Origin of the sequence: Mycolicibacterium llatzerense, from assembly GCF_025331195.1 — a bacterium.
In the GTDB taxonomy this organism is placed as follows: domain Bacteria; phylum Actinomycetota; class Actinomycetes; order Mycobacteriales; family Mycobacteriaceae; genus Mycobacterium; species Mycobacterium llatzerense.
The window spans coordinates 829,941-849,638 of record NZ_LXOV01000001.1; the positions used below are offsets into that span (position 1 = coordinate 829,941).

A 19,698-nucleotide genomic window follows, 5' to 3' on the forward strand; every position below is an offset into this window, starting at 1 on the left:
CAGCGGCGCGGACGCTACCGGTCTACCGAATCAGGCGCCGAAGCCGCGGCCGGTGGACCAGGCGAACACCGCGTAGGCCGCCGAAGACGACATCTGGTGAACTTCGGCTTCCGTGCCACCGAGCTCACGGATGCGGTCGGCGAAGGTCGACTCGATGATGCCCGAACACGTCGTCAACAAGTCCATCAACGATGCGTCCGCCGCCGGCGGCTGTGCCGGCTCGAACTGGTTCGGCAAATGCGCTACTGCTCCCACGACCACTCCTGACCTCAAACTGTTAATTTCAGCTATCTAATTTTATCGGCTAAGTACCGGTCGTGACTAGGACTTTTGCCGTGACACTGCCCAGTGTACCTAATGCTTTGTGGTGTGCGTCACATCGACGCGACCGCAATTCAACATTGACCGCATCGTTATCACCACTGGTCCCACGGCACACTCCAGTCGCCGTTCTGCCACAGCTGCAATGGCTTGCCGCCGGTGTTCCGCACCTCGACCACGTCGCCGGGCACCGAGAAGTTGTAGAACCACTGCGCGTTGTCGTGGTTCAGGTTCAGGCACCCGTGACTGGTGTTGGTGTTGCCCTGCGCCCACACCGTGGCGTCGAGCTGATGCAGGTACACACCGTCAGTGCTGACACGCACGGCGTACGGGATGGTCTCCTTGTATCCAAGGTGGTTGTTGATCGGCAGCCCGTACGTCGACGAATCCATGATCACCGGATTGCTCTTGTCGAGCACCGTGTAGACACCCGGCTGAGTCCAGAAACTCAGGGTCTTGCCGTTGACGGTTTCGGTGCCGCCGCGCCCCATGGAGGTCGGCATGGTCTTCACCAGCGCGCCGCCGTCGTACACGTTGACCTTCTTGGTCGCGTCGTCGGCGATCGACACATGGGAAGCGCCGATGGTGAACGTCGGCCCCCCGGCCACCGACACCACGGTGCCCGGCGCCCAGTACTGCGGCGGGCGCCAGTGCGCGGTGGTGTTGTTGATCCAGTGCCAGGACCCGGCCACCGGCGGGTTCGCGGTCACCACGAGGTCCCGAGCGGCCGCAGCCTCATCGACCGGACCGCCGAAGTGCGCGACGATCACCGTTCCGATGCCGTAGGTCGCGCCGTCTCGAATCGGCGCCCCGGAGGTCATGGAGAACGAGACCGGCGGCGGCCCCGCAGGGCCGGGAGGTGGTGCGTCGTCGTCTGCCGATGCCACCGCGGTGGGGACGAGAAGGACCATGGACATTGCCATTACAAATGCGCGTGCCGCCAACATGCGGTCACAGTACCGATGCTCCATTCGCCACCCCCTCTCCGGTGAAATCTTCGATGTGCCAGCAACATTAGGGATGCGTACTGAGGGCGCCTTAGTCTGCGCCTAAGAATCGGCTGAGTGCCCGTGTAACGCCCGCCACACCCGCACCCAGTGCCGCATCGCCGTCACAAGCCGTTGCAGTCCACGGCAAACCGCAGAAGTTCACCTAGCATCGTGACCAATGGTGCACAGGCCCGACGACTCCCCTGCGGTCCCGGTCAAGACCGCCGATCTGGTGCTGTCGGGCGGTGGCGTCAAGGCGATCGGATTGGTCGGCTCCGTCGTCGCCCTCGGTGACGCCGGCTATCGCGTAGGCCGGGTCTCTGGGACGTCGGCCGGCTCCCTGGTGGGCGCTGTCATCGCCGCCGCGAATCGTCGTCAGCCGGCCGGCTGTCAGCTCAGCGGTGACCAACTCCACGAGCTGGCGATGTCCCTGCCCTACCGCAAGTTCCTGGATCCCATTGGCACCAGCCGAATCCCGGTGCTGGGCAAGTACTGGACCGCCTTCCGCGGCCAGGGGATGTACCGGGGCGACGCCGTCCACGATTGGGTCGACGGCGAGCTGCGCAATCTGGGGGTACGGACCTTCGGCGATCTGGCACTCGACGACCGCGAGCTACCGCCTGAGCAGCGCTACCGCCTGGTCGTCACCGTCGCCGACATCACCCGCGGCACGCTGGTCCGACTGCCCTGGGACTACCGCAGGATGTACGGCCTCGATCCCGACGAACAGTCCGTCGCCGACGCGGTCAGCGCGTCGATGGCCATCCCGTTCATCTTTCGTCCGGTGACGATCACCGGCGCCTCGGGCACGACGTCGACCCTCATCGACGGTGGTCTGCTGTCGAACTTCCCGATGTACTCGCTCGATCGCACCGACGGGAAGGTGCCACGCTGGCCCAGCTTCGGCATCACCGTCACGGCCCAGCGTGCCGCCCAAGGCGACGGCGACCCGGGCCCAGGGCTGGCACCGGTGGTCGATCTACCCGGTGCACCGCGGCTCTTGGAGAACCTCATCAACACCGCACTACTCGGACATGACCAGACTTATCTGCGACAGCCATCGGTCGCGGCGCGCACGATCGTCGTCGATGCCGCGGGTATCGGATACCTGAATTTCGACATTTCCCCGGCGGATCGGAAGCGTCTTTACGACAACGGCTACGCCGCCGCAAAGGAATTCCTGAATACCTGGGACTGGCCCACTTACCTACATCGCTTTCACGCGGGTTCGGCGTGAATACCCTCCCGGCCTAAAAGCGGGGGCGCGGCACTCCGTCGGGACCGATGTTCAGGCCGGGGCACAAATGCACCATCGCCATATCCATCACGAAAGTCGCGGAGGCCTTGTTCACCTTCAACGAATTGGAAATATTGTTCACCGCATCGCCCGTCGGCTGACCCGCGTACACGAACATGTTGCAGGTCAGACGGCCGGTCTTGAGCAGGTCGGCGTCGCTGCTCTTCAGCCGGCCGTGCAGCTCCGTGAGATAAGCGACCTCGGCCGCGTTGGCCGCGGCATTCGTCGGCACGCAGTCGAGCGGGTTGCCCCGTTCGGCGCAGGCCGCCATCTGGCCCGTTCCGACATCAGCCAATGCGGGGGCAGAAACGCCGAGACCAGCGACTGCCAGGGCCGCCAGCAGCCGGCCGGTAATCACTCGCGCAGTCATCGCAACAACACCTCCCGACCGCCATATAAGACGCTTCCGTCAATTAATTCCGGCACCGCCCCCGCGGTGTCCGTAACGGAATAATAAAGATTATTCGGGCATAGCGATAACCGAACGGGAAATGAAACTTTCCCGACTTATCGGCGTGATGCCGGCGAAACGGTCAGACGGCGCTGCCGGTCACTATGTGTTGGGCGAGTTGAGGCACCACTCCCGCGGCGATCACACTCAGTTCTCCCGACGGGTCCAGCGCATCGGGCCACGGCCCCGCCAGCGCGTCGAACTCTACTTGGTGACGGCCGACGGCCCGCTCAACCGCGCGCAGCGACACGCTGCAGTCGCGGGCCCGCCGGCCGCACGCGCACTGCTGGCCGGGATGCTCGGAGCAGCCGGCCACGTAGCGATCAACGGCGGCGCGCAGCGTCGGATGCACCGGGCGGGCCAACGCAATGCTCCGCACCTGGCCTCTGCGCCCGATCCAGCTGGCCACCACTTCTTCGCCCATGTCATCGAGAGCCTGGACGTACGCCTCCAGTTCGGCTCGCGGCGACGGGTCTCCGGCGGCGGCGGGACCGACGATTTCGATCACCGCGTGCCCCTGCCAGTCCTGCGGACGGAACCGCAAGGTCCGCCGGCCGGACCGCACGACCTGGCCGCCCGCACTCACCACAGCTCCGTCCGGTTGCGCGGTGTCGTACATCCACCGCAGACCAACGAGCAACTCGGGAAGATGCCGGGTCACGACCCGCTCCGGTCGCTTCGAGGCGGGCCCCTGGCGTACGGCCGCGGCCTCGGTCCGGCCATGTCGACGCGGGATGCTCAGTCCGCCAGAATCCATCGCCATAGCCGCCTCCCAGCAAATCCATCTTGTCCGTCAAAGAACGACGGCCATCCCAATTACAGCACGGTGACGGGGTGCCCGACGATACGTCAAACGACTGACATCACGCAGTTTCCGCTAACAACACCAATCGACTCACAGGTAACGCACGGACCATGCGACCCACCGGAAACGCCGGTTACACACCGGTATTTACCAGCAATTTAATAATCGCTGCCCCAGGCAAGCGCGCAGCTAGCGGCCGCCGACCGACGGACGACACTCTGGCGTGCAGCTAATAATCTGAAGAAGTACATACCCAAGGTATGCTGCGCGATTCCAATCGCCTCGATGCCGGCGAGCCATTGATATTTACGTTGTGGGCAAACTAGGTCACCGAGCCGCGCTCGTCTGGTGCCGCAGCTCGATGCACCCGGCCGGTACCGACCCCGTGCGCGTGTTACCGCTGCCGTTCCCCGGGGCAGGTGAAAGACTCACCGACGTGCACCCAAACCGCTCGCGCCGCAGCTTCCTGGCACTGGCCGCCGGTGCCGCCGGTGCCGTGGCGGTCGCCGCATGCACCAAGCCGCCGGCCTCGGGCACCGTTGCCGGCGACGGGTCGGTCACCATCAATCACGCATTCGGATCCACCCGGATTCCGGCACCGCCAAAGAACGTGGTGTGCGCCGGCCTCACCGGGCAGGACGAACTGCTGGCGGTCGGCGTGGTCCCGATCGCCGTGACCGAGTGGTTCGGAAACCAACCGTTCGCGGTGTGGCCGTGGGCCCAGCCCGCGCTGGGTCCGGCACAGCCGGCCGTCCTGAACCTCAACGACGGCATCCAGGTGGACAAGATCTCCGCGCTGAAGCCCGACCTCATCATCGCCACCAACGCCGGACTGGATGCCGACACCTACAAGAAGCTGTCGGCCATCGCACCGACTGTCGCCCAATCGGGCCAGGACGCCTTCTTCGAACCGTGGAAAGACCAGGCCACCGTCATCGGGCAGGCAGTCTTCAAGGCCGACGACATGAAGAAGCTCATCGACGGCGTCGACGCGAAGTTCGCCGGCGCGGGTAAGGCGAACCCGAGACTCAGCGGCCGAAAGATGTTGATCGTCAACGGTCTTCCCACCGCGGACGGGGTCGAGATCACACCGACGGGGTGGCGCACCGAGTTCCTCGGCGAGCTGGGCATCGCCATCCCGGACGGGCTGGACTCCTTCACCAAGGGACAACACGCCTTCGTGCCCCGCGACCAGATGGTCAGCGCGTTCCGCGGCGCGGACGTGTTGATCTGGACTCTCGACGCTGACGACCAGCGGCCCGCGGTGCTGGCCGACCCGACGGTCGCGCAGCTGAGCCAGACCAAAGCCAACCGGATCGTCTTCCCCAACAAGGACCTGTCCGCGGCGATCGCGTTCGCCTCGGTGCTGTCCTATCCGGCCGTGGCCGATCAATTGCCGCCCCTGCTGACCGCGGCGCTGGCCTGACCTGATCCGGGTCCGAACCCGGCTCCGGGTTGCACCCGCCGTCCCGCCTGCCAAGATGATCGGCGTGATCGGCACCGAGCGCCCCGAACAGCACGCCCGCTTCGCGCAGGTCGGATCGATCTACTATCCGATCCTGATCGCGGTGTTCACGGCCCTGGTGATCATCTCCAACGTCACCGCCACCAAGGGCGTGGCATTCGGGCCGATCATCACCGACGGCGGCTTCATCGTCTTCCCGCTGACCTACATCATCGGCGACGTGCTGTCGGAGGTGTACGGATTCAAGGCCACGCGGCGAGCGATCTATCTCGGCTTTGCGATGAATATCCTTGCGGCCCTGACGTTCTGGGCGACCATCTATCTGCCGGCCGCCGACTTCTACCCGAACCAGGCGCACTTCGAGAACGTCGTGCACTCCTACACGCAGCTGATCATCGCGGGTCTGGCCGGGTTCATCGTCGGACAGACCATCAACGCGTGGGTCGTGGTGGCCATCAAGGAACGCACCAAGGAGAAGCACCTGTGGGCGCGACTGGTCGGCTCGACCTTCGCCGGGCAGCTCGGTGACACCCTGGTGTTCTGCGCCATCGCCGCCAATGCCATCGGCATCAGCACCTTCCACGACTTCGCCGTCTACACCGGCCAGGGCTGGCTGTACAAGACCGCCGTCGAGGTTCTTTTCCTGCCGGTGACCTACCGCGTGATCAGCTACATCAAGCGCCGCGAACCGACGTACGACTTTGCTGTCTGAGCGATTCTTAAGGCTCCTCTGGCGAGCTGTTAAAGAAGCGTCAATTTCCCGCTACTCGCGAGTAGATTTTGGTGATGACCGTCACAGTTCAAGACGTTGACACGGCAAAATCGCCAACGCTCGACAGTATCCGCGACTATGGCGACCAGGCGCTGCTCCTGGAATTCAACAGCACCGCCGAGGTGTTGGCGTGGACCGACACGCTGAGGGCTGCGCATCTGCCCGGCGTCCTCGACATCGTCCCGGCCTCGCGGACGATTCTGATCAAACTCGCCGCGCCGCGATATCAGATTCCCACCGGGCAGCGGCTGTCCAAACTGCACCTCGAGGCATCCGATAACACCGAGGCCAGCGCCTCGCAGGAGCCCGACGTGATCATCGACGTCGTGTACGACGGCGTGGACCTCGACGAGGTCTCGACGCTGACCGGGCTGGCTCCGAACGAGGTGATCGCCGCCCACACCGGATCCCTGTGGCGGGTCGCGTTCGGCGGCTTCACACCGGGCTTCGCCTATCTGGTGGGTGGCGACGAGCGGCTCCAGGTGCCGCGACGCAGCGAGCCGCGAACCCGCGTGCCCGCCGGGTCGGTGGCTCTCGCCGGCGAGTTCGGCGGGGTGTACCCGCGGGAGACCCCGGGTGGCTGGCAGTTGATCGGCCGTACCGACGCCAGGTTGTGGGACATCGAGCGGGAGCAGCCGGCGTTGCTGATTCCGGGCATGTGCGTGCAATTCCGGGCGATCGGTTAGGGGAACAGCGATGACCGCAACACTCGAAATTCTCAAGACCGGTCCGCTCGCGCTGGTCGAGGACCTGGGCCGTCCCGGACTGGCTCACATGGGCGTGAGCCGTTCGGGCGCCGCCGACCGCCGCTCGCACACGCTGGCCAACCGGCTGGTGGCCAACCCGAATGACCGGGCCACCATCGAGGTGACGTTCGGCGGCTTTTCCGCCAGGGTCCACGGTGGCGGCAAAGAGGGCGTCGCGGTCGCGGTCACGGGCGCCGACGCCGATCCATCGGCCAACGGAAAGCTCTTCGGCACCAACAGCATCCACTACGCGCACGACGGAGACGTGATCTCCCTGGGTGCGCCGCACACCGGCCTGCGCAGTTATGTCGCGGTCCGCGGCGGCTTCGTGGTGGATCCGGTGCTCGGATCGTGCAGCTACGACGTCATGTCGGCCATCGGCCCACGGCCCCTGCAGGCCGGTGACGTACTGACCATCGGCGAACACAGCGCGGAGTTCCCGGAACTGGATCAAGCACCCGTGGCCGCCATCGCCGAGGACCTGCTCGAGCTGTTGGTGGTCCCCGGTCCGCGCGACGATTGGTTCGTCGACCCCGACGCCCTGGTGCACACGGAGTGGGTGGTCACCGACCGCAGCGACCGGGTCGGGATGCGGTTGAACGGCCGGCCGCTACAGCACCGCTGGCCGGACCGCCAGCTCTCCAGCGAGGGGGCGACGCGGGGAGCAATTCAGGTGCCGCCCAACGGTTTGCCGGTGATCCTCGGCCCCGACCATCCGGTCACCGGCGGGTACCCCGTGATCGGCGTGGTCGCCGACCACGACATCGACAAGGTGGGGCAGATCCGGCCCGGCCAGCACGTGCGGATGCACTGGTCCAGGCCACGTCACCCGTTCGGCGGCTGAACCCCCGCAGGCACCAGCGCGGGCTGCGCAATCCTGGTAGAACGAGGGGGTGCACCCCACGGATCTCTCCCGCGTACACAACGTTCACACGGCGCGCCTGGTCCACACCGCTGATCTCGATGCCGAGACCCGCGATGGCGCACGGCAGATGGTCATCGACGCCTACGACGGCGATTTCTCTGATGCCGACTGGGAGCACTCGCTGGGCGGCATGCACGCGCTGATCTGCCATCACGGCGCGATCATCGCGCACGGCGCGGTCGTGCAGCGCCGCCTCATCTATCGCAACACCGCACTGCGATGCGGGTACGTCGAAGCCGTTGCCGTCCGCGAGGACTGGCGCGGCCAGGGGCTGGCCGGCGCGGTCCTGGACGCCGTCGAGCAGGTGATTCGCGGCGCCTACGAGATCGGGGCGCTCAGTTCCTCGGACGCGGGGCGCCCGATCTACACCGCGCGCGGCTGGCAGCCGTGGCGCGGCACGACGTCGGTGCTGGCTCCGGCAGGGGTCAACCGCACGCCCGAAGACGATCACTCGTTGTTCGTACTGCCGGTCTCGGTCGAGGTCGACACCACCGCCGACATCACCTGCGACTGGCGCGACGGCGACGTTTGGTAGCGCTGTGAGGTTTTGACCGACAAAATCCCAGGTCAATGCCGAGTGTGACGAAAACTTCACGCCTTACTCACAGGCGACATCACCGAGCAACGGCCGGGTAACCGGCCGGAAACACGCGTTACGTTCACTAGACACATGAGTGATCCCGATCGGGCCCCGCTCACCGGATTTCGGGTGGCGGTGACCGCCGCACGCCGTTCCGATGAGCTGTGTACCCTGCTGCGCCGCCGTGGCGCGACGGTGATCGCCGCCCCTGCCATTGCCATGGTGCCGCTGCCCGACGACGACGAACTGCGCACCCACACCCGATCGCTGCTCGAGGTGCCACCCGATGTGGTGATCGCGACCACCGGCATCGGGTTCCGCGGCTGGATGTCCGCAGCCGACGACTGGGGAGTGTCCGGCGAACTGACCGAAGCCCTCGGCCGCGCCCGGATCGTCTCCCGCGGCCCCAAGGCCACCGGCGCGCTCCGTGCCGCCGGGCTGCCCGAGGAATGGTCACCCGAGTCCGAGTCGTCCCGCGAGGTGCTCGGCTACCTGTTGCAGGGCGGCATCTCAGGCCTGCGGATCGCCGTCCAGCTGCATGGCGCCACCGACGACTGGGACCCCTTCCCCGAGTTTCTCGACGAACTGCGCCGCGCCGGCGCCGACGTCGTCCCGATCCGGGTTTACCGGTGGCAACCCGTACCGCCCGGTGGGCCGTTCGACTCGCTGGTCAACGACATCGCCGAGCGCCGGCTCGACGCCGTCAGCTTCACCTCGGCCCCCGCGGTCGCGGCGACCCTGATGCGCGCGACCGAACTCGGCGTCAATGAGCAAGTGCTGGAAGCATTTCGGACCCAGGTGCGCGCCATGTGCGTCGGCCCGGTGACGGCACGACCGCTCGCTCGGCTGGGTGTACCAACCTTCGCGCCCGAGCGGATGCGCCTGGGTGCGCTGGCCCGGCATATCGCCGACGAGCTGCCGGTGCTGCAGGCCCGGAAGCTGCGAGCTGCCGGACACAACTTGGAGATCCGCGGTACCTGTGTCGTCGTCGACGGTGTGGTCCGGGACCTGTCGCCCGCTGGGATGGCCATCGTCCGTGCGCTGGCGCTGCGGCCGGGCGCGGTGGTGTCGCGGCAGGAACTGCTGGCCGCGCTGCCCGGCAGCGGTACAGATACTCACGCCGTCGAGACTGCGGTGCTGCGCCTGCGAACCACCTTGGGCGACAAGGAAATCGTCGCAACTGTGGTGAAGCGCGGCTACCGGCTGGCGGTCGACGACTACGCGGCAGGTGCGCTGTGAACCCCGTCCTGGTCGCCCACGGCACCCGCAAGGGCTCGGGTGTCGCGATGATCGGCGATCTGGCCGAGCGGGTAAGCGGACTGCTGAACCGCCGGGTGCACACCGCGTTCGTCGACGTCCTCGGCCCCACGCCGGCCGAAGTGCTGTCGGGGCTGCCCTACGGCCCCGCCGTCGTCGTTCCTGCCTTCTTGTCTTCCGGGTACCACGTCCACAAGGACATCCCGGAAGGGATTGCCGCGAGCGGACATCTGGACGTCACTGTGACGCCGGCACTCGGCCCCTCGACCGCGATGGTCCGGGTACTGGCCGACCGGCTGATCGAATCAGGCTGGCGTCCATCGGATTCCGTGGTGCTGGCCGCTGCCGGGACCACTGACCCGCGCGCCGCCAGCGACCTGCGCCGAACCTGCGCCATGCTGTCGGCGACACTGGGCAGCCGCGTCGAGCTCGCGTTCGCGATCAGTGGCACGCACTGGGTCGGTGACGTGGTTACCCGGCTGCGCAAGCGTGGCGCCGAGCGGGTGGCCGTGGCGTCATACCTGTTGGCCGACGGCCTCTTTCAGGACCGGCTGTACACGTGTGGGGCCGACGTGGTGACCGACCCCCTGGGCCGGCACCCGGGCGTCGCCAAGCTGGTTGCGCACCGGTTCCGGACAGCCCGCCTGTCGATCGCCGCCTGACATACTGGAGGCATGGCCAAGCGGTCGGGCAACGACGTAGCGCTGGATACCTACCGGTTCCTTCGCGGCGGCATGGTCGTCATGGCTGTCCTGCTGGGTGCGGCGCTGGCCGTCGAGCGGGCACATGCCACGTGCTGGCAGACCTCGATCAGTGCCTACTACTTCACCACCACACATGCCGTCTTCATCGGCGCGCTGTTCGCGATCGGCGCCATGCTCATCGTGTACCAGGGCGCCAGCGACACCGAGAACACCCTGCTGAATCTGGCCGGGGTGCTGGCCTTCGTGATCGCCGTCGTCCCCACCACGCGGCCCGTACTACAGTGCGGCACAACTGATCCCGTAGCCGTGCAAACAGGGGCGGCAGTGCTGTTCAACACCTGGACGGTCACGGTGGTGCTCGCCGGCTCGCGCGTCGCGTCGTGGTTGTTGTTCCGGCCCACCCGGCCCAACACCCTTCTCGGCACCGCCGCAGTGTGGCTGCAGCGCGCGGTACTCGGGACCGGCGTCGTGGTGCTGATCGCGGCTCCGGACTGGTTCCGGGTCAATGCCCACGGCATCGCCGCGGCGGCGATGTTCGGCGCCATCGTGCTGACGGTGTTCAGCTCGGCCTTCGGTACTGCGCCGGATTGCGGGCGTCGTTACCGCGTTGCCTACCAGACGATCTCACTGTTGATGGCCGGCACCTTGCTGACCACGGTGGTGCTGCATCAGACGCTGGACGGTTTCAACCACGCGGTGCTGATCGCGGAGATCGCCCTGATCATCGAGTTCACGGCGTACTGGGTGATGCAGACCATCGAGGACAACAGCTGCACGCGCTGACTTCCGACGAAACCTACGCGGCTACGTCGACTCCCAGCGGACCGATCTCGACCAGCCCGGCCCAGACCCGGATCGGGTAGACCGGCAGGCTCACCGAGGGATCGTCAAGGCAGACACCGTCATCCAGGGCGAACGCCTGCTTCTTGATGGGGCTCTGCACGCAGGCCCGGCCGGCGCGGTCACCGACGAGCCCCCGCGACATCACTGCCGCACCGGAGAACGGGTCGATGTTGCCGACCGCGTACAGCGAGCCGTCGTGCAGGCGGAACAGCGCAGCCTGAGTGCCGTCGGGCAGCAGCACACCGGCACCTCGTCCGGGCACCAACCGGTGGTAGGAGCACACCGCGGTCCACTCCGAACGGTCGTGGTACTGGGCAACTTCGGAAAGGTCGTTGAGAGTCATCGTGGCCTCCTGATCAGCTTTTCGCGGGCGGGACGGTGGGCATACCGATCGGCACCTTGCGGCCGTTGCGTTCGGTGAATTCGATGGTCGGGTCGGCCACGTCGGGCGCGTTGACGAACGAGACGAACTGCGACAGCTTCGCTCGGTCGTCCAGCACGCCCTTCCACTCGCAGGAGTAGCCGTCGACGTGCCGTTCCATGGCGGCTTCGAATTCGCTTGCCAGACCGAGAGAGTCGTTGCACACGACGTCGCGGACGTGATCCAGGCCCATCTGATCGACCCACGGCGCGGTGCGCTGCAGCCGATCCGCGGTGCGGATGTAGAACATCAGGAATCGGTCGATGTAGCGGACCAGGGTCTCGTCGTCGAGATCGCCGGCCAGCAGCTGCGCGTGGGCGGGCGTCATACCGCCGTTGCCGCCGACGTACAGGTTCCAGCCGGTCTCGGTGGCGATGACGCCGACGTCCTTGCCGCGGGCCTCAGCGCATTCCCGGGCACAGCCCGAGACGCCCATCTTGAGCTTGTGCGGCGAACGCAGACCGCGGTAACGCAGCTCCAGATCGATCGCCATCTGCACCGAATCCTGTTGTCCGTAGCGGCACCAGTCGCTACCGACGCAGCTCTTGACCGTGCGCAGCGACTTGCCGTACGCCTGTCCGGACTCCATGCCGCCGTCGACCAGACGGCGCCAGATTTCCGGCAGCTGGTCGACCCGCGCACCGAACATGTCGATGCGCTGGCCACCGGTGATCTTGGTGTAGAGCCCGAAGTCCCTGGCGATCTCACCAATCAGGATCAGCTGCTCCGGGGTGATGTCACCACCCGGAACCCGCGGCACCACCGAGTAGCTGCCGTTCTTCTGGATGTTCGCCAGGAAGTGGTCGTTGGAGTCCTGCAGACCGGCCTGCTCGCCGTCCAGGATGTGACCACTGCTGGTCGACGCCAGGATCGAGGCGATGGCGGGTTTGCAGATGTCGCAACCCTTTCCGGACCCGAACTTGGCGATCAGGCCGGAGAACGTACGGATCGAGGTGGCCGAGATGATCTCGAACATCTCGGCCCGCGACTGCGGGAAGTGCTCGCACAGCGCCTTGGACTGCTCGACGCCCTGGGCTTCCAGCAGCTGCTTGAGCAGCGGCACACAGGAGCCACACGAGGTGCCGGCCTTGGTGCAGGCCTTCAGTCCGGCGACGTCGGAGCAACCGCCTTCGATCGCGCCGCACAGGTCGCCCTTGGTGACGTTGTTGCAGGAGCAGATCTGGGCGGCGTCCGGCAGGGCGCCGACACCGAGAGCGCTTGCGCCCTCACCAGATCCGGCCGGGGCGATCAGCGCCAGCGGATCGCCGGGCAGTGCCTCGCCGACCATCGGGCGCAGCACGCCGTAGGACGACGCGTCGCCGACCAGGATGCCACCCAGCAGGGTCTGCGCGTCGTCGGACAGCACCAGCTTGGCGTAGGTCTGCTTCACCGGGTCGTTCACCACGACCTGCAGGCAGTCGGGCGTAACACCCTGGGCGTCACCGAAACTCGCGACGTCGACGCCGAGCAGCTTCAGCTTGGTGGACATGTCGGCCTCGGGGAACTCCGCGGCGCCACCGAGCAGGCGGTCGGCGACCACCTCGGCGGTGGTGTAACCGGGACCGACCAGGCCGTAGCACCGGCCTTCGACCGCGGCGACCTCACCGATCGCGTAGATGTCAGGATCGCTTGTCACACAGGACAGGTCGGTCAGGACGCCGCCACGTTCGGCCAGTTCCAGACCGGCCTCACGGGCCAGCTCATCCCGCGGGCGCACACCGGCGGCGAAGACGACCAGGCCGGCGTCGATCAGGGTGCCGTCGCTGAGCAGCACGCGGATGCCCTCGTCGAGCGGCTCGATGGCGTCGGTACCGACATCCAGGTGCACCGAGATGCCCAGCTTGCCGATCATCCGGGCCAGCAGCGCACCGCCGGCGTCGTCGAGCTGCTGGTTCATCGGGCGCGGTGCGCGCTCGACGATGTGAGCCTGCATGCCGAACTGGCGCAACGCATTCGCGGCTTCCAGGCCGAGCAGACCACCACCGATGACCACACCGGTGTTGTTGCCGTGTTCGGCAGACCGCTGCATGGCGGCGCGGATGCCGTCGAGGTCGTCCAGGGTGCGGTAGACGTAGCAGCCGGGCAGCTGGTGACCTGGCACCGGCGGTACGAAAGCGTAAGAGCCCGTGGCTATTACCAACTTGTCGTACGTGATACCGCGGCCCGACTCGGTCACCACCGTCTTGGCGGTGCGATCGATACCGCCGACCTTGTCACCGAGCACCAGGTCGACGAGTCCGTCGCCCTCATAGTCGTTGCCGGGCAACGCCAGCTTCGACCGGTCCCAGTGCTCGGTGTAGCCGGTGAGCCCCACCCGGTCGTAGGCGGCGTCCGCTTCCTCGGACAGCACGGTGATGCGCCACTGGCCCGCGGTGTCCCGCGAGCGCAGCGCCTCGACAAGGCGGTGCCCGACCATTCCGTGGCCTACGACCACAAGGTTCTTCGCGTCCATGCACCAAAAGGTAGGGAGCAGATATTGCGGATTGTGTTGCCGCGTGTGAATCGACCGTCACGCTCTTCTCACAGGCCGCGACGAAGGCCCGTGAAGTGAGTGGCCCAGGTCACAGGCCTGCGGTTATGCGCTCACTAGCCGACGCCGGCGGGCGACGAGGTGGTCGCGGTGGTGTACGGGTTGTAGATCGTCGTTGTGGTGGTCGTGGGGTTGGTCCCGTAACCGGAGGTGCTCGACGGCGTGTAAGTCCCGCTGGTGGTGGTGCTGGTCGACGAGGTCGTCTCATCCGTGGTCGACGTTTCCGACGTGCTTTCCGTCGTCGTTGTCGTCGTGGTGGTGGTCGTCGTGGTGGTTCGCGTCGTCGTCGTCCGCTTGGTGGTCGTCGGATGCGTCGTCAGCACCGTGGGTTCGCCCACCGGACCGGGCGGCTGCTCGGACGCGTCAGAGGTTTGAATCACCTGGTAGATCAGGACGATCAACAGCACCGCGGCGGCAACGCCGGCGGCCCACCACAACCCGTAATTTTCGTCGGCGCTGCGCTCGTGGTCGCTGTCGCTCACTGCCATCGCGCCAGAATATCCGCGGCCGCCGCGGCCAATGCGCGCTGGAGGAACGGTCCGAAACTGATGCGCCCGACGCCCAACGGACCGAAGGACGCGGGGTCGTCGGACTCGGGGATCGCAATGGCGTTGATCGGCAACGGCAGGTCGGCGGCCAACCGGCGCAGGGTGTCGTCATCGTGGCGGCCCACCGGATACAGGGCGTCCGCCCCGGCCGCCGCACACAGCTGCAACCGCTGCACGGCGCGGTCGTACCGGTCGGCCTCGTCGCCGATCTGGCGCAGGAACAGGTCGGTGCGCGCATTGATCACCACGTGGACACCGGAAGCATCTGCAGCCCTGCGCAATTCACCGACCAGGTCGGCGTGTTCCTGCGCGTCGCGGATGCGTCCACCGTCCTTGTGCACGGTGTCCTCGATGTTCAGGCCGACCGCACCCGCGGCCAGCAGGCCAGAGATAAGGCGGGTCGGGGCCTCGCCATAGCCGGATTCGATGTCGACCGACACCGGAACCTGAACCGCCGAGGTGATCTGACTGACGCGCGTCGTGAGGTCGTCGAACGACATGCCCTCGCCGTCGGGCTTGCCCACCGAGTCAGCCACGGGATGGCTGCCGACCGTCAGCGCCGAGAATCCGGCGGCCACCGCGAGCGTCGCCGACCAGGCGTCCCACACGGTCGGGAGGACGACCGGATTTCCCGGCTGGTGCAGGGCCAACAGTGCTTCGGCGCGCTGCGCCAGTACCGCATCGGACATGGTCACACCGTACCGACACACACCGGCCGGACATGCCGGCGCCGTGCCGACAAACGTGACCTGTCTCACTTTCATCTCCGGATCTGACTAGCATCCGGTGTCGTACTGTGATTTATGACACCCTTCAGCCCAAGGAGGTCGCATGATGTCCACCACCACTGAGCTCACCGAACTGCACGAATTGATCGGCAATCTTCGCCGGTCCGTCGGCTCGCTGGCCGCCAAATACGGGGACTCCCCCGCCACTCGCCGCATCGCGAATGACGCCGAGCGCCTGGCCGTCGACATCGATCGGCTGGACATCGACATCGAAGAGCTGGAATTCAGCCGCGGCATCAAGCAGCAAGGCCCGGCCAAGGAAAAGATCGTGATCCCCGATCACGACTACTCCAGCGAATTCTGGAACAACGACGACGGTGGCGTCGGCGGCTGACCGGCAGTGGGCACGGCAGTCGGCCGTGCCCACCAGCGGCCGTCCCAAAACTGCATAGACAGACCGTGTCCCCAATGGAATCGAGGCTTTCTTCGTGAGCGCACCCGCCGCCAACCGTCCCGGGACCGGCGTCTTCTCCCCCACGCGTGCACAGATACCGCAGCGCACCCTGCGGACCGACAACTGGCTCAAATCCCCGATTCTCATCGACCTGGGATTTGCCGCGTTCATCATCTACGCGACAGCGCGCGCGTTCCAGCGGGACCACTTCTACGTCGCGGACTACCACTACCTGACGCCGTTCTACTCACCGTGTCTGAGCGTCAAGTGCGGGGCGGCCAGCGAGTTCTGGCCGCAGATCCTGCCCGCTGACGGACTCCTCTCGCTCATCCCCTACGCGGCGCTGTCCCTGCCGTTCCTGCTGCTGTTCCGGCTGACCTGCTACTACTACCGGGGCGCCTACTACCGCACGGTGTGGCAGTCCCCGACCGCGTGCGCCGTCGCCGAGCCGCACGCCAAGTACACCGGTGAGACGCGGCTCCCGCTGATCATCCAGAACACCCACCGGTACTTCTTCTACGCCGCCGTGCTCATCTCGCTGATCAACACCTACGACGCGATCGTGGCGTTCCGCTCGCCGACCGGTTTCGGGTTCGGTCTGGGCAACCTCGTCCTGCTGGGCAACGTGATCATGTTGTGGATCTACACGGTGTCCTGCCACTCCTGCCGGCACGTCACCGGTGGCCGGCTCAAGCACTTCTCGAAACACCCTGTGCGGTACTGGATCTGGACCCAGGTCAGCAAGCTCAACACCCGGCACAAGCTGTTCGCGTGGATCACCCTGGGCACCCTGATGTTCACGGATTTCTACGTCATGGCCCTGTCGGCCGGGTGGTTCAGCGACCTCAGGTTTGTCGGATGAGTTTTGTCGGCGACGAAACTCTTTGATTTTCAACACTATTCACAACAATTTGGAGTTATTTCATGGCTGAACTCGAGCGGCACGAATACGACGTCGTCGTAATCGGAGCCGGCGGGGCGGGGTTGCGTGCGGTCATCGAGGCCCGGGAACAGGGCCTGCGGGTCGCGGTGGTGTGTAAGTCGCTGTTCGGCAAGGCCCACACCGTCATGGCCGAGGGCGGCTGCGCCGCCTCGATGCGCAACGCGAACTCCAAGGACAGCTGGCAGGTGCACTTCGGCGACACCATGCGCGGCGGCAAGTTCCTGAACAACTGGCGCATGGCCGAGCTGCACGCGCGTGAAGCACCGGACCGCGTCTGGGAGCTGGAGACCTACGGCGCGCTGTTCGACCGCACCAAGGACGGCCGGATCAGCCAGCGCAACTTCGGTGGCCACACTTACCCGCGGCTCGCGCACGTCGGCGACCGCACCGGCCTCGAGATCATCCGCACCATGCAGCAGAAGATCGTCTCTCTGCAGCAGGAGGATTTCGCCGAGACCGGCGACTACGAGGCCCGGATCAAGGTGTTCCACGAGTGCACCATCACCGAACTCGTCAAAGACGGCGATCGCATCGCCGGCGCCTTCGGCTACTGGCGTGAGTCGGGCCGGTTCGTGCTGTTCGAGGCGCCGGCCGTGGTGCTGGCCACCGGCGGTATCGGCAAGTCGTTCAAGGTGTCGTCGAACTCCTGGGAGTACACCGGCGACGGGCACGCCCTGGCCCTGCGGGCCGGCGCGACGCTGATCAACATGGAGTTCATCCAGTTCCACCCGACGGGCATGGTCTGGCCGCCCTCGGTGAAGGGCATCCTGGTCACCGAGGGTGTGCGCGGTGACGGCGGAGTGCTGAAGAACTCCGAGGGCAAGCGCTTCATGTTCGACTACATCCCCTCGGTGTTCAAGGGCCAGTACGCCGAAACCGAGGAAGAGGCCGACCAGTGGCTCAAGGACAACGACTCCGCTCGTCGCACGCCTGACCTGTTGCCCCGCGACGAGGTGGCCCGCGCCATCAACTCCGAGGTGAAGGCCGGCCGTGGCACCCCGCACGGCGGCGTCTACCTCGACATCGCCTCGCGTATCCCGACCGAGGAGATCAAGAAGCGCCTGCCGTCGATGTACCACCAGTTCATGGAGCTGGCCGAGGTCGACATCACCAAGGACGAGATGGAGGTCGGCCCGACCTGCCACTACGTCATGGGTGGCATCGAGGTCGATCCGGACACCGGTGCGGCCCGCACGCCGGGCCTGTTCGCGGCCGGCGAGTGCTCCGGCGGTATGCACGGCTCGAACCGGCTCGGCGGCAACTCACTGAGCGACCTGCTGGTGTTCGGCCGGCGGGCCGGCCTCGGTGCGGCGCAGTACGTCAAGGCACTGCCCGCGCGTCCCGTCGTCTCGGACACCGCGCTGACCACCGCGGCCAGAGAAGCGTTGGCGCCGTTCGACGAGCACCCCGGCGCGGAGAACCCGTACACGCTGCACACCGAGCTGCAGCAGTCGATGAACGACCTGGTCGGCATCATCCGCACCAAGGATGAGATCGAAGCGGCACTGGGCAAGCTCGATGACCTGAAGCGCCGCATGCACAACATCACCGTCGAGGGCCACCGGCAGTTCAACCCCGGCTGGCACCTGGCTGTCGACATGCGCAACATGCTGCTGGTCAGTGAGTGCGTCGCCCGCGCCGCGCTGGCCCGGACCGAGAGCCGCGGCGGCCACACCCGCGACGACTACCCGGAGATGAACGCCGACTGGCGCAACATCCTGCTGGTGTGCCGTGCCGGCGGCGGTGACCCGATCGTCCCCGACGTCACCGTCACCGCGGAACAGCAGGTGCCGATGCCCGCCGAATTGCAGGCCTGCTTCGAGCTGTCCGAGCTGGAGAAGTACTACACCGACGCCGAACTGGCCACCCACCCGGAACGGAGCAAGTGATGAGCACGAGCTACCAAGCCAATGTGCGGGTCTGGCGCGGCGACGACACCGGCGGCGGGCTCGACGACTTCAAGGTCGAGGTCAATGACGGTGAAGTTGTGCTGGACATCATCCATCGAATTCAGCAGACCCAGGCCGGCGATCTGGCGGTGCGGTGGAACTGCAAGGCCGGCAAGTGCGGCTCGTGCTCGGCGGAGATCAACGGCCGCCCGCGGCTGCTGTGCATGACCCGGATGTCGACGTTCGACCCGGCCGAGACCGTCACGATCACCCCGCTGCGCGCCTTCCCGATCATTCGCGACCTGGTGACCGACGTTTCGTTCAACTACGAAAAGGCGCGCCAGATACCGTCTTTCGCACCGCCGAAGGACCTCAAGCCCGGCGAGTACCGGATGCAGCAGGAGGATGTCGAGCGGTCGCAGGAGTTCCGCAAGTGCATCGAGTGCTTCCTGTGCCAGAACACCTGCCACGTGGTGCGCGACCACGAGGAGAACAAGCAGGCGTTCGCCGGGCCGCGCTTCCTGATGCGCGTGGCCGAGCTGGACATGCACCCGCTCGACACCCTGGACCGCAAGGACATGGCACAGGACGAGTTCGGACTGGGCTACTGCAACATCACCAAGTGCTGCACCGAGGTCTGCCCCGAGCACATCAAGATCACCGACAACGCACTGATTCCGATGAAAGAACGCGTCGCCGACCGCAAGTACGACCCGATCGTCTGGCTGGGTAACAAACTGTTCCGCCGGTAAGCGGCAGCCACCGAGATCAACGAAATGGTCGTTCCCAGCGCCGGCGGGTTCACACGGTCGTCGCAACACTCATGAATGTGAGGGGTTGCGGCGATCGTGTCGTTTTCAGGGGATCGTGTTCGGCGTGATGATCAGCTAGCAAAGCTGATTGATGCGGGTGTGTCGGTGCGGGAAGCTGCGCAGGCGTTGAGGTTGTCGGAGCCACGGGTGTATGCGATCTTGCGGGCGATGGGGCAGTCGCTGGGTCCGCTGAGACCGGGCATGCGTGGCGTTGATCC

At 66.2% G+C, this 19,698-nt stretch carries 20 protein-coding genes and 1 pseudogene; 13 read left to right on the forward strand and 8 right to left on the reverse strand.

The window, feature by feature from the left end; all coding sequences use genetic code 11:
* Positions 1-30: 30 nt before the first annotated feature.
* Complete coding sequence (locus tag A7G45_RS04425) at positions 31-255, reverse strand: hypothetical protein (protein ID WP_131630727.1); 225 nt, start codon at positions 253-255, stop codon at positions 31-33.
* A 161-nt stretch (positions 256-416) separates the two neighbouring features.
* Positions 417-1,172: pseudogene (locus A7G45_RS04430) on the reverse strand (L,D-transpeptidase); the annotation flags it as partial.
* A 316-nt stretch (positions 1,173-1,488) separates the two neighbouring features.
* Between A7G45_RS04430 and A7G45_RS04435 the strand changes: the two are divergent.
* On the forward strand, positions 1,489-2,547 hold the full coding sequence (locus tag A7G45_RS04435) for a patatin-like phospholipase family protein (RefSeq protein WP_260934161.1): 1,059 nt from the start codon (positions 1,489-1,491) through the stop codon (positions 2,545-2,547).
* Between the two features lie 13 nt (positions 2,548-2,560).
* Here the strand turns inward: A7G45_RS04435 and A7G45_RS04440 are convergent, their stop codons facing one another.
* A complete protein-coding gene (locus tag A7G45_RS04440; RefSeq protein ID WP_260934164.1) occupies positions 2,561-2,977 on the reverse strand; it encodes a DUF732 domain-containing protein in 417 nt (138 codons plus the stop codon).
* 163 nt (positions 2,978-3,140) lie between these two features.
* Positions 3,141-3,821 carry a hypothetical protein gene (locus tag A7G45_RS04445; protein ID WP_260934167.1) on the reverse strand — a complete coding sequence of 227 codons (681 nt, stop codon included), beginning with the start codon at positions 3,819-3,821 and terminating at the stop codon, positions 3,141-3,143.
* Positions 3,822-4,299: 478 nt separating this feature from the next.
* On the opposite strand from A7G45_RS04445, the gene A7G45_RS04450 reads away from it, so the two are divergent.
* The 8 genes from A7G45_RS04450 (at position 4,300) to A7G45_RS04485 (ending at position 11,095) form a co-directional block, all read left to right on the forward strand.
* The gene (locus A7G45_RS04450) at positions 4,300-5,289 is read left to right on the forward strand and encodes an ABC transporter substrate-binding protein (RefSeq protein WP_260934169.1); all 990 of its coding nucleotides are present in this window, start codon (positions 4,300-4,302) and stop codon (positions 5,287-5,289) included.
* 67 nt (positions 5,290-5,356) lie between these two features.
* On the forward strand, positions 5,357-6,040 hold the full coding sequence (locus tag A7G45_RS04455; protein ID WP_260937954.1) for a queuosine precursor transporter: 684 nt from the start codon (positions 5,357-5,359) through the stop codon (positions 6,038-6,040).
* A 74-nt stretch (positions 6,041-6,114) separates the two neighbouring features.
* Positions 6,115-6,786, forward strand: coding sequence for a 5-oxoprolinase subunit B family protein (locus A7G45_RS04460; RefSeq protein WP_260934172.1), 672 nt, complete (start codon positions 6,115-6,117; stop codon positions 6,784-6,786).
* A 10-nt stretch (positions 6,787-6,796) separates the two neighbouring features.
* Entirely contained in the window at positions 6,797-7,690 is an 894-nt protein-coding gene (locus A7G45_RS04465; protein WP_260934174.1) for a 5-oxoprolinase/urea amidolyase family protein, read from the forward strand.
* A 49-nt stretch (positions 7,691-7,739) separates the two neighbouring features.
* The gene (locus A7G45_RS04470; RefSeq protein WP_043403072.1) at positions 7,740-8,306 is read left to right on the forward strand and encodes a GNAT family N-acetyltransferase; all 567 of its coding nucleotides are present in this window, start codon (positions 7,740-7,742) and stop codon (positions 8,304-8,306) included.
* Positions 8,307-8,441: 135 nt separating this feature from the next.
* Positions 8,442-9,590, forward strand: coding sequence for a uroporphyrinogen-III synthase (locus A7G45_RS04475; protein ID WP_260934179.1), 1,149 nt, complete (start codon positions 8,442-8,444; stop codon positions 9,588-9,590).
* Positions 9,587-10,270, forward strand: a complete 684-nt coding sequence (locus tag A7G45_RS04480; protein ID WP_260934182.1) for a sirohydrochlorin chelatase — start codon at positions 9,587-9,589, stop codon at positions 10,268-10,270. Before A7G45_RS04475 ends, A7G45_RS04480 begins: the two co-directional genes overlap by 4 nt.
* Before the next feature lie 12 nt (positions 10,271-10,282).
* On the forward strand, positions 10,283-11,095 hold the full coding sequence (locus A7G45_RS04485) for a hypothetical protein (protein WP_260934183.1): 813 nt from the start codon (positions 10,283-10,285) through the stop codon (positions 11,093-11,095).
* 13 nt (positions 11,096-11,108) lie between these two features.
* Here A7G45_RS04485 and nirD read toward each other — a convergent pair whose 3' ends face one another.
* From nirD to A7G45_RS04505, 4 genes are all read right to left on the reverse strand, one after another.
* A complete protein-coding gene (gene nirD / locus A7G45_RS04490; RefSeq protein WP_043403079.1) occupies positions 11,109-11,498 on the reverse strand; it encodes a nitrite reductase small subunit NirD in 390 nt (129 codons plus the stop codon).
* Between the two features lie 13 nt (positions 11,499-11,511).
* Positions 11,512-14,028, reverse strand: coding sequence for a nitrite reductase large subunit NirB (gene nirB / locus A7G45_RS04495; protein ID WP_260934188.1), 2,517 nt, complete (start codon positions 14,026-14,028; stop codon positions 11,512-11,514).
* A 134-nt stretch (positions 14,029-14,162) separates the two neighbouring features.
* Positions 14,163-14,594, reverse strand: a complete 432-nt coding sequence (locus A7G45_RS04500; RefSeq protein WP_157850371.1) for a hypothetical protein — start codon at positions 14,592-14,594, stop codon at positions 14,163-14,165.
* On the reverse strand, positions 14,585-15,343 hold the full coding sequence (locus A7G45_RS04505) for an isocitrate lyase/PEP mutase family protein (RefSeq protein ID WP_043985927.1): 759 nt from the start codon (positions 15,341-15,343) through the stop codon (positions 14,585-14,587). Before A7G45_RS04505 ends, A7G45_RS04500 begins: the two co-directional genes overlap by 10 nt.
* A 145-nt stretch (positions 15,344-15,488) precedes the next feature.
* Here A7G45_RS04505 and A7G45_RS04510 point away from each other — a divergent pair, with 145 nt between their 5' ends.
* The 4 genes from A7G45_RS04510 to A7G45_RS04525 all read left to right on the forward strand — a co-directional run bounded on the left by A7G45_RS04510 (position 15,489) and on the right by A7G45_RS04525 (position 19,420).
* Positions 15,489-15,776 carry an Rv0250c family protein gene (locus tag A7G45_RS04510; protein ID WP_043403300.1) on the forward strand — a complete coding sequence of 96 codons (288 nt, stop codon included), beginning with the start codon at positions 15,489-15,491 and terminating at the stop codon, positions 15,774-15,776.
* A gap of 94 nt (positions 15,777-15,870) precedes the next feature.
* Positions 15,871-16,698: a succinate dehydrogenase subunit SdhC gene (locus A7G45_RS04515; protein ID WP_043403084.1), complete on the forward strand. Its 828-nt coding sequence runs from the start codon at positions 15,871-15,873 to the stop codon at positions 16,696-16,698.
* 62 nt (positions 16,699-16,760) lie between these two features.
* A complete protein-coding gene (locus A7G45_RS04520) occupies positions 16,761-18,668 on the forward strand; it encodes a fumarate reductase/succinate dehydrogenase flavoprotein subunit (protein ID WP_043403087.1) in 1,908 nt (635 codons plus the stop codon).
* Entirely contained in the window at positions 18,668-19,420 is a 753-nt protein-coding gene (locus A7G45_RS04525; RefSeq protein ID WP_043403303.1) for a succinate dehydrogenase/fumarate reductase iron-sulfur subunit, read from the forward strand. The genes A7G45_RS04520 and A7G45_RS04525 overlap by 1 nt, the downstream gene beginning before the upstream one ends.
* Positions 19,421-19,698 lie beyond the last annotated feature (278 nt).